At 72.2% G+C, this 14,547-nt stretch carries 16 protein-coding genes and 1 pseudogene; 6 read left to right on the top strand and 11 right to left on the bottom strand.

Annotated features, from left to right (window positions below; all coding sequences use genetic code 11):
• Positions 1-19 precede the first annotated feature (19 nt).
• The 5 genes and pseudogenes from O7610_RS07235 to O7610_RS30580 all read right to left on the bottom strand — a co-directional run.
• On the bottom strand, positions 20-649 hold the full coding sequence (locus O7610_RS07235; protein WP_281554955.1) for an MBL fold metallo-hydrolase: 630 nt from the start codon (positions 647-649) through the stop codon (positions 20-22).
• Complete coding sequence (locus O7610_RS07230; protein ID WP_289212870.1) at positions 649-1,734, bottom strand: S-(hydroxymethyl)mycothiol dehydrogenase; 1,086 nt, start codon at positions 1,732-1,734, stop codon at positions 649-651. The genes O7610_RS07235 and O7610_RS07230 overlap by 1 nt, the downstream gene beginning before the upstream one ends.
• 108 nt (positions 1,735-1,842) lie before the next feature.
• Positions 1,843-1,977 carry a lipoyl domain-containing protein gene (locus O7610_RS07225; RefSeq protein WP_353850377.1) on the bottom strand — a complete coding sequence of 45 codons (135 nt, stop codon included), beginning with the start codon at positions 1,975-1,977 and terminating at the stop codon, positions 1,843-1,845.
• Positions 1,913-2,155: a transketolase C-terminal domain-containing protein gene (locus tag O7610_RS30585; RefSeq protein ID WP_353850376.1), complete on the bottom strand. Its 243-nt coding sequence runs from the start codon at positions 2,153-2,155 to the stop codon at positions 1,913-1,915. The genes O7610_RS07225 and O7610_RS30585 overlap by 65 nt, the downstream gene beginning before the upstream one ends.
• 223 nt (positions 2,156-2,378) lie before the next feature.
• A pseudogene (locus O7610_RS30580) lies at positions 2,379-2,495 on the bottom strand (hypothetical protein); the annotation flags it as partial.
• Between O7610_RS30580 and O7610_RS07215 the strand changes: the two are divergent.
• Together O7610_RS07215 and O7610_RS07210 are read left to right on the top strand one after the other, a co-directional pair.
• On the top strand, positions 2,469-3,194 hold the full coding sequence (locus O7610_RS07215) for an acyl-CoA dehydrogenase family protein (protein ID WP_289212868.1): 726 nt from the start codon (positions 2,469-2,471) through the stop codon (positions 3,192-3,194). The pseudogene O7610_RS30580 and the gene O7610_RS07215 sit on opposite strands and share 27 nt — an antisense overlap.
• On the top strand, positions 3,143-3,898 hold the full coding sequence (locus O7610_RS07210) for an enoyl-CoA hydratase (protein WP_281554951.1): 756 nt from the start codon (positions 3,143-3,145) through the stop codon (positions 3,896-3,898). Before O7610_RS07215 ends, O7610_RS07210 begins: the two co-directional genes overlap by 52 nt.
• Positions 3,899-3,920: 22 nt before the next feature.
• Here O7610_RS07210 and O7610_RS07205 read toward each other — a convergent pair whose 3' ends face one another.
• From O7610_RS07205 to O7610_RS07195, 3 genes are read right to left on the bottom strand one after another with little or no spacing between them, the layout of a single operon-like run.
• A complete protein-coding gene (locus O7610_RS07205) occupies positions 3,921-5,111 on the bottom strand; it encodes an osmoprotectant NAGGN system M42 family peptidase (RefSeq protein ID WP_281554950.1) in 1,191 nt (396 codons plus the stop codon).
• A 22-nt stretch (positions 5,112-5,133) separates the two neighbouring features.
• Positions 5,134-6,882, bottom strand: a complete 1,749-nt coding sequence (gene ngg, locus O7610_RS07200; RefSeq protein WP_475054858.1) for an N-acetylglutaminylglutamine synthetase — start codon at positions 6,880-6,882, stop codon at positions 5,134-5,136.
• Positions 6,883-6,931: 49 nt separating this feature from the next.
• Positions 6,932-8,716 (bottom strand): N-acetylglutaminylglutamine amidotransferase, encoded by a 1,785-nt coding sequence (locus O7610_RS07195; protein WP_289212867.1) that lies wholly within the window; start codon positions 8,714-8,716, stop codon positions 6,932-6,934.
• Positions 8,717-9,035: 319 nt separating this feature from the next.
• On the opposite strand from O7610_RS07195, the gene O7610_RS07190 reads away from it, so the two are divergent.
• Complete coding sequence (locus tag O7610_RS07190) at positions 9,036-9,587, top strand: hypothetical protein (protein ID WP_281554947.1); 552 nt, start codon at positions 9,036-9,038, stop codon at positions 9,585-9,587.
• Positions 9,588-9,595: 8 nt separating this feature from the next.
• Here O7610_RS07190 and O7610_RS07185 read toward each other — a convergent pair whose 3' ends face one another.
• A complete protein-coding gene (locus O7610_RS07185; protein ID WP_233605831.1) occupies positions 9,596-9,946 on the bottom strand; it encodes an STAS domain-containing protein in 351 nt (116 codons plus the stop codon).
• A gap of 248 nt (positions 9,947-10,194) precedes the next feature.
• Positions 10,195-10,857, bottom strand: coding sequence for a DUF4142 domain-containing protein (locus O7610_RS07180; protein WP_281554946.1), 663 nt, complete (start codon positions 10,855-10,857; stop codon positions 10,195-10,197).
• Positions 10,858-11,061: 204 nt separating this feature from the next.
• Between O7610_RS07180 and O7610_RS07175 the strand changes: the two genes are divergently transcribed.
• The 3 genes from O7610_RS07175 to O7610_RS07165 are packed head-to-tail and all read left to right on the top strand — an operon-like array spanning position 11,062 to position 12,715.
• Positions 11,062-11,265, top strand: a complete 204-nt coding sequence (locus O7610_RS07175; RefSeq protein WP_281554945.1) for a hypothetical protein — start codon at positions 11,062-11,064, stop codon at positions 11,263-11,265.
• Between the two features lie 25 nt (positions 11,266-11,290).
• Positions 11,291-11,803, top strand: a complete 513-nt coding sequence (locus O7610_RS07170; protein ID WP_281554944.1) for an MSMEG_6728 family protein — start codon at positions 11,291-11,293, stop codon at positions 11,801-11,803.
• 33 nt (positions 11,804-11,836) lie between these two features.
• Entirely contained in the window at positions 11,837-12,715 is an 879-nt protein-coding gene (locus O7610_RS07165) for a DUF1775 domain-containing protein (RefSeq protein WP_281554943.1), read from the top strand.
• A 51-nt stretch (positions 12,716-12,766) separates the two neighbouring features.
• Here O7610_RS07165 and O7610_RS07160 read toward each other — a convergent pair whose 3' ends face one another.
• Positions 12,767-14,356: a copper resistance CopC/CopD family protein gene (locus tag O7610_RS07160; protein WP_289213579.1), complete on the bottom strand. Its 1,590-nt coding sequence runs from the start codon at positions 14,354-14,356 to the stop codon at positions 12,767-12,769.
• Positions 14,357-14,547: the final 191 nt, after the last annotated feature.

Genomic DNA, 14,547 nt, shown 5'->3' with positions numbered 1-14,547 from the left:
ACCGGTCGCGAAATGCCGGTCAATGGCCGCGGGCGATCCACTCGTCGAGGTGCGGCCGTTCGGCGCCGATCGTGGTGCTGTCGCCGTGTCCGGTGTGCACGATCGTGTCGTCCGGCAGGGTGAACAGCCGGTCGCGGATGGACGCGATGATCGTGCCGAAGTCGCTGTAGGAGCGGCCGGTGGCTCCCGGTCCGCCAGCGAACAGCGTGTCGCCGGTGAACACCACGCCCAGCTCGGGCGCGGACAGGCAGCAGGCACCGGGGCTGTGCCCGGGGGTGTGCAGGACCCGCAGCGTGGTGCCGCCGACGGTGAGCTGCTGCCCGTCGGCCAGCGCGGCGTCCGGCGGCCGCCGCGGGTGGACCTGGTCCCAGAGCACCTGGTCGGCCGGGTGCAGTAGCACCGGCGCGCCGGTCTCGTCGGCCAGGCGCGCCGCGACCCGTATGTGGTCGTCGTGGGCATGGGTGGCGACGATCGCCCGGACGGTACGCGCGCCGACGACGGCGCGGATCGCCTCGACCTCGTGCGGGGCGTCGATCACCACGCATTCGGTGCCGTCGCCGACCACCCAGACGTTGTTGTCGACATCGAAGGTCTGCCCGTCCAGGGAGAACGTCCCGGATGTGACGGTGTGGTCGATCCGGGTGGACATCAGAACACCACCACCGAGCGGAGCACGTCACCGTGGTGCATCTTGTCGAAGGCTTGCTCGACCTGGTCGAGCGGGATCTCCTCGGTGACGAAGGCGTCGAGGTCGAGGCGGCCCTGCCGGTACAGTTCGGTCAGCATCGGGAAGTCGCGCGACGGCAGGCAGTCGCCGTACCAGCTGGATTTGAGCGCGCCGCCGCGACCGAACACGTCCAGCAGCGGCAGTTCGACGCGCATCTGCGGGGTCGGTACGCCGACCAGGACGACGGTGCCGGCCAGGTCCCGGGCGTAGAACGCCTGTTTCCAGGTTTCCGGGCGGCCGACCGCGTCGATGACGACGTCGGCGCCGAACCCGCCGGTGAGCTCCTGGATCCGTTCCACCACGTCGGTCTGCCGGGCGTCCACAGTGTGGGTGGCGCCGAAGCCGCGCGCCCAGTCCAGTTTCCGGGGGTCGGTGTCGACGGCGATGATGGTCGTCGCACCGGCCAGGGCGGCCCCGGCGATCGCGCCGTCGCCGACGCCGCCGCAACCGATGACCGCGACGGAGTCGCCGCGGCCGACGCCGCCGGTGTTGATCGCGGCTCCCAGCCCGGCCATCACTCCGCAGCCGAGCAGGCCGACGGCGGCCGGCCGGGCCGCCGGGTCCACCTTGGTGCACTGGCCGGCGTGTACCAGGGTCTTCTCGGCGAAGGCGCCGATGCCCAGCGCGGGGGAGAGCACGGTGCCGTCGGTCAGTGTCATCTTCCGGGTGGCGTTGTGGGTGGCGAAGCAGTACCAGGGTCGGCCCCGGACGCAGGCCCGGCAGGTGCCGCAGACGGCACGCCAGTTCAGCACCACGAAGTCGCCGGGGGCGACGTCGGTCACCCCGTCGCCGACCTGTTCGACGGTGCCGGCCGCCTCGTGGCCGAGCAGGAACGGGTAGTCGTCGCTGATGCCGCCGTCACGGTAGTGCAGGTCGGTGTGGCAGACACCGCAGGCCTGTACCCGCACCACCGCCTCGCCCGGGCCGGGGTCCGGTACGACGATCGTGGCGACCTCGACCGGCGTACCGGTGCTCCGGGAGATCACACCCCGGACGTGTTGGCTCATCGGAACCCTCCTGGAACATCGTCGTCACACAGGTCCGGTCCGAACCTACCGCCGGGCGGGCCGGCGGGGAACCGTCCCGCCGGCCGTATCCCCTGGTGGTGGTGACGTCTACCGCTGGTCGGCGGCCGATTCGACCTCCGCCTCCACCTCGACCAGGTCGGCGCCCTCCTCGACCCGGTCACCGTCGGCGGCGTACCACTGCATCACCTCGGCTTCGGACATGCCCATGCCGAACTGCGGCAGACGCACCTCGGTCTCCATGCTCACCTCTCTCCGAGCGTGCGGCGATCTCGCTGGCCGCGCTGCAGGTGCGGTTGGCCGGGTCGACGACGACGGCGCGGCCGGTCCTGGCCACCGACGCGACGATGGTCGGCCAGTCCATCGGGACCAGGGTGCGTGGGTCGACGACCTCGACGGAGATGCCGTCGGCGGCGAGCTGGTCGGCGGCATCGAGGGCCGCCGCCGATGCCGATCACGGCCACGTCGGAGCCGGCCCGGGGAATCGCCGTGACGCCGAACGGGACCAGGTGCTCGTCGTCGGCCGGTGCCGGCCCCCGGCCGCGGCGGGCCCACAGGTTGGCGTCCTCGAAGCACAGCACCGGGTTGTCGTCGCGGATGGCTGTCCTGAGCAGGCCCTTGAGGTCCGGTCCGTTGCTGGGCACGATGATCTTCAGCCCGGGGACGTTCATGCACATCGGGTAGGGGCGGTCGCCGTGGTGGGCGGCGGTGCCGCCGTGGTAGTAGAGCGCCTGCCGGTACACCACCGGCAGGCGGCGCGGCCGACGACGGCCGGCCGGCGGCCGGTGCTGGCCCGGGTCGACCCGGGCGCCGACGGGCTGCACGTCACCCCGGGTACCAACCTCACCGGCGAACCCCGGGACTGGGTCGCCCTGCGGGGCTGCGTACCGCTACGGGTGGCGATGACCGCACCGCACGTCGCCGACGTGCGGTGCCGGGAGTCGCTGCTGCGGGCCGCCGCGCTGTTCGGCGCCGTCGAACGGACCTGTCAGTTGACGATCGAACACGTCCGGGTCTGCACCCAGTTCGGTCGGCCGCTGCTGGCCCAGCAGGCGGTGGCGCACGCGGTGGCGACCATGGCGGGGGAGCGGGAGCAGAGCCGGGCGGCGCTGCGCGGCGCCTTGGCCGCCTGGGGCGGCGACTACGCGGCGAGCCGGGTCGCCGCCGCCCGGGTGGTCCTCGGCCGGGCCGCCACCACGGTGGCCCGGCTGGCGCACCAACTGCACGGCGCGGTGGGCGTCACCCGGGAACACCCGCTGCACCGGCCGGTTGCTCGCCTGGCGCGACGAGCCGGTCGCCACCCGCGTGGCGTCCCATACCCTGGGCATGGTGGTCGCCGACGGCGGCGACCTGTGGCGGTGGACCGTGACCGACCGGATCGGGAGTTGACATGCAGACCGTATCGTTGCGTACCGCCGACCATCCGGGCGTGCGGGTGCTGACCCTCGACGATACCGACCGGCGCAACGCGATCGGCGCCGTGATGAAGCGGGAGCTGGCCGAGGCGGTGTCGCGCGTCGCCGCTGACCGCGACGCCCGGGTCCTGGTCGTCACCGGCGCCGGCACCGCGTTCTGTTCGGGTGCCCACCTCGACGAGATCTTCGGCGGCCCGGTCCGGCCGGTCAGCCAGACCCGCCGCGACCTGGAGGACATCTACCGCAGCTTCCTCGCGGTGCGCGACCTGGACCTGGTGACCATCGCCGCAGTGCAGGGACCTGCGGTGGGTGCCGGCCTCAACCTGGCGATGTGCTGCGACCAGCGGATCGCCGGCCCCCGCGCCCGGTTCGGGGCGACGTTCACCCGGATCGGCCTGCACCCCGGCGGCGGCTGCACCTATTTCCTGGTCGACGCGCTCGGCCCGCAGCGGGCCATGCAGATCCTGCTGGACGGCGCGATGCTCGACGCCGCCCGGGCCCACGAGCTCGGCCTGGTGCTCGACGTGGTCGACGATCCGCTGGCCGCCGCGTTGGCCGCCGCGCACCGCTACGCCGACCTGGATCCGCATTTGGTACGCCACGTCAAGCAGAGCGTCCGGGTCGCCGCCTCGTCCGGCCTGGACGCCTCGGTGCAGTACGAGGCGTGGGCCCAGGCCGCGTCGGCCAGCGACCCGGCGGTGCTGGCCACCCTGCTTGGCGACCGGCGCTGAGGCCGCTCGCCGCCCGGGGGTGTCAGGCCACCCCGATCGGCCCTTCCCGGGGCCCCTCCTCCTGCGCCGGCTGCACCGCCAGCGACGGGAAGTCGGCCAGGTCACCGTCCGGTTCGGCGTCCCACTCCGGGAACACCAGCTCACTCTGCAGATAGAGGCAGAGCAGTTGGGTGAGGTGCCGCAGCCCCTCCAGGTGGGTGCGTTCGTGACCGTGGGTGGCGTCCACCCCGAAGCCGAGCAGCGCCACCCGGGCGTGCGCGCCGGCCTCGACCGCCGCCGCCACGTCCGACCGGTAGTAGTCGAACACGTCGCGGACCAGGTCCACGTCGTGATCGACGGCCAGGCCGGCCAGCTTGCGCGTCAGGTGGTAGTCGAACGGGCCGACACCGTCGCCCATCGCCAGGGTCGCGGCGTCCTCCCGGGACTGCTGGCCGGGGGCCACCACTGCGGCGTCGACCGAGACGATCTCGGCCACGTCCGGGTCGAGCCCGTGGCTGGCGCCGTGCCCGACCTCTTCGGTGCAGGTGATCAGCAGGTGGGCGGTGACCGGCGGCTGCTGGCCGGCGTCAACCATCGCCTTCACCGCGGTCAGCACCGCCGCCACCCCCGCCTTGTCATCCAGATGGCGGGACTTGACGTAGCCGCTGGGCGTGATCGTCGGTGCCGGCAGCATCGCCACGAAGTCGCCGACGTCGATGCCGAGCGCGCGGAGCCCGGCGATGTCGGTGACCGGTTCGTCGACCCGCACCTCGACCTGCTCCCAGCCGACACCCTGCAGGTCGACGCCGTCGTTGTAGCGGTGGCCGCTGGCCTTCAACGGCAGCACCTGGCCGGTGATCACCCGGTCCAGGCTGTCGGTGTATACCCGCACGTGGGCGCCTTCGGCGAACCGGGCGCTGTGGGTGCCGATCTGCTTGAGCTCCAGCCGGCCGTTCTCCTTCAACCGTTTGACCATGCCGCCGATCGTGTCGGTGTGCACCACGATCGCCCGGTCCGCGCCGGTGGTCCGCGGCCCGCACAGCGAGGCGCTGAGCGCGCCCCGCCGGGTGACCGTGAACGGGATGCCGAGAGCGGACAGCCGTTCCCCGACGTACTGCTGCACGTGGTCGGTGCGGCCGGACGGGCTGGGGATGTCCAGCAGCTCCAGCATCACCTGCTGCAGGTAGTCGAGGTCCAGTTTCAGGGGGGCGGGGAGGTTCGGGTCGGCCGGCATGCCAAGACCGTACCGCCGCCGATCACGGCGTTGCCGGCGCCCCGCCGGGTCCGGGCGGGCTCCACCGCCGCTGCTGCGCGCTGGTGCCGGGGAACAGCAGGTCGATGAAGCGTTCCGCGGTCGGCTGCGGCTCGTGGTTGGCCAGTCCGGGCCGTTCGTTGGCTTCGATGAAGACATGGTCGGGCTGATCAGGAGCGGTCACCAGCAGGTCCATCCCGGCCACCGGAATGGCCAGCGCCCGGGTGGCGGCCACGCACGCCGCGGCCAGCTCGGCGTGCAGCCGGTCGGTGACGTCGTGGATCGTCCCGCCGGTGTGCAGGTTCGCGGTCCGCCGCACGGTCAGCACCTCGCCGGTCGGCAGCACGTCGTCCATCGCGTGCCCGGCCTCGGTGACCACTTCACGGGTCAGGTCGTCCAGCGGGATCTTCGACTCGCCGCCGGTGGCCGCGGCCCGCCGCCGGCTGTGTCGCCGGATCAGCTCGGCCACCGTGTGTACGCCGTCGCCGGTCACCGCCGCCGGGCGGCGGACCGCAGCGGCCACCACCTCGTGGTCGATCACCAGGACCCGCAGGTCCTCCCCCTGGTGCCGCTGTTCGATCAGCACCTGCGGGCAGTGCCTGCGGGCCAGGTCGACGGCGGCCCGTAAGGCGGTCGGGTCGGTGACGCCGACGGTGATCCCGGTGCCCTGTTCGCCGCGGGCCGGTTTGACCACCACCTCACCGACCTTGGCGAGGAACGCCTCGTCGTCGGCGTCGCCGGTGGCGGTTCGGCCGTGCGGTACGGCCAACCCGGCGTCGAGCAGCACCCGCCGGGTCACCCGCTTGTCGTCGCACCGGCTCATCGCCACCGCCGAGGTCAGCTCGGACAGCGACTCGCGGGTGACGATGCTGCGGGCGCCGTTGGTCAGCCGCAGCTCGCCCCAGGACGCGTCGATGACCTCGACCCGGATGCCGCGGCGCATCGCCTCGTCGGCGACGATCCGGGCGTACGGGTTCAGCTCGTCGTAGCCGTCCGGCATGCTGGCCAGGAAAAGCCGTTCGTTGATCGGGTTCTTGCGTTTGACGCACAGCGTCGGTGTGCGTTCGAATCCGAGCCGTTCGTAGAGGCGGATCGCGCCGTCGTTCTCCGCCAGCACGGACAGGTCGACGTAGACCCGGCCGCGGTCGGCGAGCCGGCCGGCGAGCTCCAGCAGCAGCGCCTGGCCGGTGCCGGGTGGCGCGTGCAGCGGGTCAACGGTCAGGCACCATAGGCTGGAGCCGTTGTCCGGGTCGTCGAAGACCGCCACATGGTCGATGCCGGTGATGGTGCCGACGACCTGACCGGTGACGTTTTCGGCGACCAGGTGCACGAAGCGTTCGGTCGTGGCGTTGTCGACCAGAATGTCGACCGGGGCGGTGACCATCCCGTTGTGGGCGTATATCCGGTTGACCGCGTCGGCGTCGGAATCGTCGCGTAGCGGCCGGATCCGCAGCCCCGGCTCCGGTGGCTGTGGTTCGCGCACCTGGGTGAGGTCCAGCCGGAAGGTCAGCGACGGGTCGATGAACAGCTCGTCCGGCAGCCGCGACACCAGCACGTGCGGGTCGGGCAGGTAGATGCAGATGTCGCGGGACCCGGCGGCTTCCGAACGCAGCACGTCGGCGACGTCGGAGGGGTCGGCGAACGTCTGACCGAAGACCAGCCGGCCCCAGCCGCACTCCAGGATGACGTCGGCGCTGTCGGTGGGCTTGGCCGGCGGATCGCCCGGGACGACCGGGTCGCCTCCAGGGCCGATCCGTTCCCGCCGGGGGGCGGGGGAGTCGGGGCGGGGGGCGCTCGTGTCGTCAGTCAATGCCATGGTTCTGCAGCCACATCTCCAGCAGTCCGAGTTGCCACAACTTGTTGCCCCGCAGCGGGGTGAGTTCGGCGTTCGGGTCGCGCAGCAGCCCGTCGACGTACCCGTCGCGGAACAGCCCGCGTTGACGGGCCGGCGGCGCGTGCAGGGCGTCGCGGACCCGGTCGAGCAGCTTGCCCTCCAGGTGGGTCAGCCCGGGTACCGGGAAGTACCCCTTCGGCCGGTCGATCACCTCCCAGGGCAGCACCCGACGGCCGATCTCCTTGAGTACCCCCTTGCCGCCCTGGGCCAGCTTGAGCTCGGGCGGGCAGGTGGCGGCGAGCTCGACGAACTCGTGGTCGAGGAAGGGCACGCGGGCCTCCAGGCCGTGCGCCATGGTCATGTTGTCGACCCGCTTCACCGGATCGTCCACGAGCATCACCGTGGTGTCGATCCGCAACCCCGCGTCGACCGCGTCCTGCGCGCCGGCGCGGCCCAGGTGGGCGGCGGCGAACTCACGGGCGGGATCACCGACGGCGAGGTACTCCGGGTTCAGCACCTGGGCGAGACCGGCGGCGTCGCGGTCGAAAAAGGCCGTGGCGTAGGTGTCCAGCGCCTGGTCACGGCCGACGCGGGCCAGCGGCGGGTACCAGTGGTACCCGCCGAGGATCTCGTCGGCACCCTGGCCGGACTGCACCACCTTGAGGTGTTTGGCGACTTCCTGACTGAGTAGGTAGAACGCGACGCAGTCGTGACTGACCATGGGTTCGCTCATCGCCGCGACGGCGGCCTCCAGCGGCGGCACCAGGTCCCGGGCGGCCACCCGGATCTGATGATGGTCGGTGTCGAACCGCTGCGCCACCAGGTCGGAGTAGACGAACTCGTCGCCTTCCCGCCCACCGACTGCGTCGAAGCCGATCGAGAAGGTGGCCAGACCACGCTGACCCTGCTCGGCCAGCAGTGCCACGACCAGCGAGGAGTCGAGCCCACCGGAGAGCAGGACGCCGACCGGCACGTCGGCGACCATCCGGCGCTGCACCGCGGTGGTCAACGATTCGAGCAGAGCGTCCTGCCAGTCCTGCTCCGACCAGTCGGCGCGGCGGGGGTCCCGGCCGAACGGCGGATCCCAGTAGCGGCGCTCGTCCACCCGGCCGTCGGGCTGGTAGACCCGGACGGTGGCCGGTGGCAGCTTGCGGATGCCGTTGAGGATCGTCCGCGGCGCGGGGACAACACTGTGGAAGCTGAGGTAGTGGGCGAGTGCCACCGGATCGATGCCGGTGTCCACCCCGCCGCCGGCCAGCAGCGCCGGCAGGGTGCTGGCGAACCGGACCACGCCGGAGCGCTCGTCGACGTACAGCGGCTTGATGCCGAGCCGGTCGCGGGCCAGGACCAACCGGCCGCTGTCGCGCTCGGTGATCGCGACAGCGAACATGCCGACCAGATGGTCGACGAAGTCGACGCCCCACTCGGCGTAGGCTTTGACGACGACCTCGCTGTCGCCCGACGAGAAGAACCTGTGGCCCCGTGCCTGCAGTTGCTCGCGCAGCTCCCGGTAGTTGTAGATGCAGCCGTTGAAGACGCCGGTCAGGCCGGCGGCGGAGTCGACGATCGGCTGGTTGCTGGCCGCCGACAGGTCGATGATCTTCAGGCGCCGGTGTCCGAAGGCCACACTTCCGTGTGACCAGGAGCCTCCGTCGTCGGGCCCCCGGTCACTCATTGTAGCCGCCATCCGCTCCACCGCGCCGATGTCGGCGCGGGAACCGTCGCGGCGCAGCTCACCCGCAAGTCCGCACATGCGTACCCATCCTGCCAGACCGTTGCGGCATCGCCCAGTTGACGGCCGGATCCGGTGTCCCGACCAGTGCTCCTGAGTCGTCCGATCCCGCTCGGTGCCCCGTGCCGGGTCTCGCTACGCTGACCCGGCGACAGGGCAGTTGCGTGACTAATCAATCAAACAGTTGGTAGGTGCCGTCGTCGCCCCGGAGTTCGGCTCGACGTACGGTACGCGGTAACGTTTGGTCGGTTTTGGTGGCCGGACGGTGGATAGCTCCATCACCCGGCTGGCGTGGGCGCTCCGTCCGGATTCGGGACGGATGCCGACCGGGGAGGGCTAGTTGCTGACCACGCTTGAGGGACACCACCTGCGGGCCTGCGTCCTCGGCCAGTCCTGGCTCATCCACCGGTTGGAGCGCCGGGGCGCCGGCCTGGACCCGATCGCCCTGTTCGGGGTGGTCGAGGGGGCCTTCGTGACGGTTGTCGACCAGTTGAGTCGTAGCGGGTTCCCGCTGACCGAGCTGCGCTGCTTCGCCGACACCGCGGTACGCCTGACCGCCGCCGGCCGCGAACCGGTCTCCGCCGATGAGGTGATCCGCATCGTCGGCTACCAGTTCGGCGAGCACGTCGACGTCGCCGACATCGAGGCCCGGCGTGCCGTGCCGGTGCGCCGTGCGGTGATCGGTACGGCGGTACGGCGGTTGCGGCTCACCCTGCACGATGTGGACAACCTCCTCCGTCGGGGGGAGAGCCTGGCCTCCCAGTGGGGTTTCGCCGCCACCACGTACCACCCGGGTCCGCTGACCGCCTGCTACCTGCGGGTCGTGGAGGCCCGGTGGGCCAGTCGGCAGTCGCGGCGCAGCCGGCACACCCAACTGGGCCGGGTGCTGTGACCGTACGGTCAGCGCCCCACCGGCAGGTCGGTCGGCGTCGCGTGGTCGGCGGGGAAGCCGAACAGTCCGAGTAGCCCGGTCGCCCACAGCTGCCGTCGGGTGAAGCTGCTGATGTTCTCCAGCTCGAGGCGGCTGCCGCTGACCCCGGCAGCCTGGTGACAGGCGACCAGGCTGCCGATCCCGGTCGAGTCGATGAAGCTGACGCACGTGAGGTCCAGCACGATCCGCTCGGGTGCGGACCGGGCGAGCAACGCGGTGACCGCGTCGCGGACCTCGCCGGCTGTGGCGAGGTCAAGTTCACCGTGCAAGGCGAGTCGTACCGTGGTGCCCTGGTAGCTCCTGGTGATGACGAAATCCACGTCGAACCTCCGGTCGGGTGGCGACGGACGCCGGGGAGGGAGGATGCTGAGGCATTCGCATGAGCCGATATCCGCTGATGCGCGCGGTGTGTGAGCCGTCACGTTACGGTATGTGCGGTCGATGTGCCAGCCCCGTTTCGGACTGTGCACCACCCCGGTCGACCACTGTGAGCGATCATCTCGTCCGGTTCCGCGCCGGTGCGGTCGGTCCGGGCCGACCGCACCGGCGCGGAACCGCGGCCCGCAGGTCAGCTCTGCGCCGGCAGCGGCGTCTGCGGGTCGACCGTCGGCGACGGCAGGGTCGGGCTGACCGTCGGCTCGGGCGTCGTCGTGCCCGGCGCGGTCGGGTCAACCGTGGGGCTCACCCCGGGACTCGGCGAGGTCGGCAGCCCGAGCTGTGCGGCGAGGCCCTGCAACGCCGCGTACAGGTCCTCAAGCACCGGTCCGGCCTCCTGCGCCAGGTTCACCACCCGCTCGTCGGAGCCCTGCGAGATCTCGGCGTTGTTCACCTCGATCGCCTTGGCGTAGCCCGCCAACTGGCTCTCCACGAACGCCGTGTCGAACTCGGCACCGGACAACCCGTTCAGCTGGGTGACCACGTCCTGCTGCTCCTGGGTGGGTGAGTCGGGCAGGGCGACGTCGACCTCACCGGCCACCCGGGCGACCTCCTCGTCCAGCCGGGTGTGGTCGGCCACCATGTCACCACCCAGGTCCTTCACCGCCTGGTCGGCATCCTGCTTGTCCTGCGCCAACTGCCCGATCTGCACAGCGGCCAGATTGACCTGGTGGATCGTACGCAGGTATTCGCTGTCCTGCTCGGACGGTGCTGTCGCGTGCGCGGTCGCCGGGATCAACGCGACGGCGGTCAGCCCGGCCAACAGCCCCAGCCGGGTCACTACGGTCCTTCTCATCGTGGTTCCTCCTCGCTCAGCGCTCGTCGGGGCACCGAGATACCCGGCACCCCGGACGCCATGCCCGCCGGCCGGGATGAGCGCCGCCGGCCGGCGGGCGGATGACCAGCCACCCTCGGTCGGGCTAGCCCGACCCCCCCGCCGGCATGTCACCGCCGGTACCGGGTAGCCGGATGACGACCGACCAGATCACCGGGAGGGATCGTGACCAACATCCAGCAACCGGAAATGCGTCGCAGCGGGGACAACCCGCTGGTCCAGGAGAGCAAGGATCCCGACGGAGCCGACCGCCGACCCGGGCGTCGCGGCGGCGGCGACCGTCCCGTCCCGGCCGGCCAGGCCTCACCGTACGGTCCCCATCCGCCGGTCGCCGACGACGACAGCGAACCCGAAGACCGGCCGGACTGACCACCTCGGCCGGCCCACGGCACCCATGCAGACGTTCCTGCCGTACCCCGACTTCACGGCCAGCGCCGCCGCGCTCGACGCCCGACGCCTCGGCAAGCAGCGCGTCGAAGCGTTGCAGGTGCTACGCGGCCTGACCGTGCCCGGGTACGGCTGGCGTCACCACCCGGCGGTCCGGATGTGGCGCGGCCACCCCGAGGCGCTGGTCCGGTACGGCCTGACGGTCTGCGCCGAATGGACCCGGCCCGGCCGGGCCGACACCGTCGCCGACACCCTGCGCCGCGAATTCACCGCCGCGACCGGCCGCACCCTGATCCGCGACCAGGCCGAACTCGGCGCCGCCTGCGCACTACCGGCCTGGCTCGGCCGCGCCGACCTGCACCTGTCGCACCGCGCCGCACTGGTACACAAGGACCCCGACCACTACCGCCCCCGCTTCGGCGACCTCGCCCCCGTACCGTACGTGTGGCCATGCCCACCCGCGGTGCCGCCGCCGATCTCCCCCGCCCCACCCGGCGAAAAAGGTCCGTGGTCGGATTGAACCGTTCGGCCCCGTCCGCCGAACTCCTTACCGGTGGATCAGGTTCCGGCGGCAGCGGCCGCTGACGTACGGGAGGCGAGGCTCATGGTCAACTGTCTGCGCGCGAACGCCGTCCGGATCGGCGCGGTGCTGTCCGGTTCGGTGCTGGCGGTCGTGCTGTCCGGGTCGGCGGTGGCTGCGGCCAACATCGGCCTGGAACCGACCCAGGCACCTCGTGGGGCCGGCATTCAGCTGACCTTCGAACTTCCGCAGGAACGGCCGGACGCACACACCGCCGAGGTGCGCCTCGATCTGCCGGCGGACCTGCCCATCGCCGAGGTCTACCCGATGTCGGTCGACGACTGGGCACCCAGGATCATCAACCGGGCCCTGCCGGAGCCGCTGCCCGGCCTGCACGGAGGCCTGATGACCGAGGCCACCGAGAGCATCACCTGGCAGCTGGTCTCTCCACCCGCCGACGAACCGGCGCCGGTGCTGCTGACCGTTTCGGTCGGCCCGCTGCCGGACACGGACCGGATCGAATTCGCGGTGACCCAGACCTACTCCGACGGCACCGTGGTCCACTGGGGCGGCCCGAACGCGCCGCGGCCCGGCCCGGTGCTGACCCTCGGACCGGCCGACCCGACGGCCGCCGGTCACGGAGCCCACCACGGCGACCCGGCACCGGCAGCCGCCCAGGACCCGCCGGCGCAGGCCGCCGCAGCGGGCTCGGACGGCAACGCCGGCACCGGGATGGGACTGCTGCTGGCCGGCCTGGCCGGCGGAGCGGCGATCGGCGCGGCCGTCGTCTGGTGGCGCAGCCGCCGCCACCGCGCCGTCCCGGCGGACCCGACCGGGGCCGGGCCCGCCGACGACGAGGGCGAACTGGTCGGCTCCGGCGGCACCACCCACTGGCGGCTCACCGAACAGTGACCGCTGTCGCCTGACCAGGTCTCCTTGCCGCAGACCGGCCCGCCAGCCGGTTCAGCGGACCGGCACGGTGGTACGGACCGTCGCCTGGTCGACGTCGGACAACCGGATGGTGAAGCGCAGCTCCCACTCGCCCGGCACGGGAAACGCGACCGCGCCGACCGCGTGGTTGTCGTCCACGCCCAGCAGCAGAGTCGTTACCGGCTCGACGTCCTGTGCCGGCAGCGAAGTGGTCATCGTCCACTCCTCCACCTGTACCGGCGCGCCCTCCGGCGTGTACACGTAGGCGTGCACCGTGTTGTGTTCGCCGAGCTGCACCGGGTAGATGTCGAACTGGAGGGTGTACAGCGAGCTGGTCAGCGTCTGAGCGAAGGTGTCCTGCCCGAGGGCCTGAGCCTCGACGACGGCGGTACGGGCCGGAGTCGTCTGCACCAGTACCGCGCTGGCCCCGAGAGCCGCCACCGCCACCGCGACCTCGACACCGACCAGGCCGGTGAGTCGCCGTACGTGCGACGCCCGCCACCGCCCGACCAGCCGTCGCGCGTACCCGGCGGTCAACAGCAGCACCGCCACCAGCGCGATCTTCACCAGCACCAACCGCCCGTACCCGGTGGTGGCCAGTGCGGTCGGGCCGCCGGTCTCCATCAGCGCCTGGACGGCACCGGCGAGCAGCAGCCAACAGACCGCCACCGTCGCCCACCGGGACCAGACCGGCAGGATCCGGCCCAGGACACGGGGGTGGGTGCGGCGCAGCAGGACCGCGCCGAGGGTCACCAGCCCGCCGATCCACACCCCGACCGCGGCGATGTGCACGGTGTCGGCGGCGATACTGACCGGCGGTACCGGCGCCGCCACCGCGTGACCGGTCAGCGGCCAGGTGACCAGCCCGGCCACGCCCAGCCCGACGAGGGCCAGCCCGCGACGGGTGCCGCCGACCCCGGCGAGGGCCGGGGACACCAGCGCCGCCACCGCGGCCAGGACCACCAGCCGGCCGAGCAGCGCAAGCCCGTACCCGCTGTCGACGACGGCGGCCAGGTCCCCGGCGGAGACCTCCAGCAGGCCACTGCCGGTCGAGTACGGCGCCTGCAGGTACAGGCCGGCCACCGTGGCCAGGCCGATCAGCCCGAGCCCGGTGCCGACCATGACCTTGCCGGGCCGGCGGCCCAGCCGGGGCGGCCACAGCAGCGCCAGCAGCAGCGCGGGGCCGACGGCGAGTACCACCCCGGCGTAGCCGACGTACTTCGCGGTGGTCACGGCGACCGCCACCGGCAGCCGCTGCCCGCCGTCGCGCGGCTCGGGCACCGTCGCGGACGGCGCTCCTACCGAGTACGTGTAGCCGCTGCCCACCGGGTGGCTGTCCGCCGAGATCACCCGGTAGCTGACCAGGTAGGTGCCGAGCGGGCGGTCGGCGACCCGGACCGGGAGGGTGACGGTGGTCCCGTCGGTTCGTGGTGTTCCGTCGTCGATCCGTTTCCCGTCCGGCGCCAGTACCTGCAGGCGCCCGGTGACCGGGCGCACCGGTTCGCTGAAGGTCAGCACCACTTCCCGGGGCGAGTTGCCCAGCACCGATCCGGGGGCGGGCTCCGCCGTCACCAGCACCGCGTGTGCGGCCGCCGGGCCGGCGGGGGCGACGATTACCAGCATGCCGCCGAGGAGCAGTGCCGCGGCACCGGCTGCGGCGTGCCGGGCCCACCGGGCGGCTCGTCGTTGTTTCACCCCTGGTAGTTCGGTGCGGACGGGGCAACGGTTCATCGCGATCGACTCCGGGCGGGTCAGGGAGGTACCGACCGCAGGTGAGTCGGTCGTCTCGTGGGCCGAGCGCCGGGACCGGACGC

Origin of the sequence: Solwaraspora sp. WMMA2065 (genome assembly GCF_030345075.1) — a bacterium.
In the GTDB taxonomy this organism is placed as follows: Bacteria; Actinomycetota; Actinomycetes; order Mycobacteriales; family Micromonosporaceae; genus Micromonospora_E.
The sequence above is the reverse complement of the archived record's forward strand: the minus strand, read 5'-3'. Positions and strand labels throughout refer to the sequence as shown.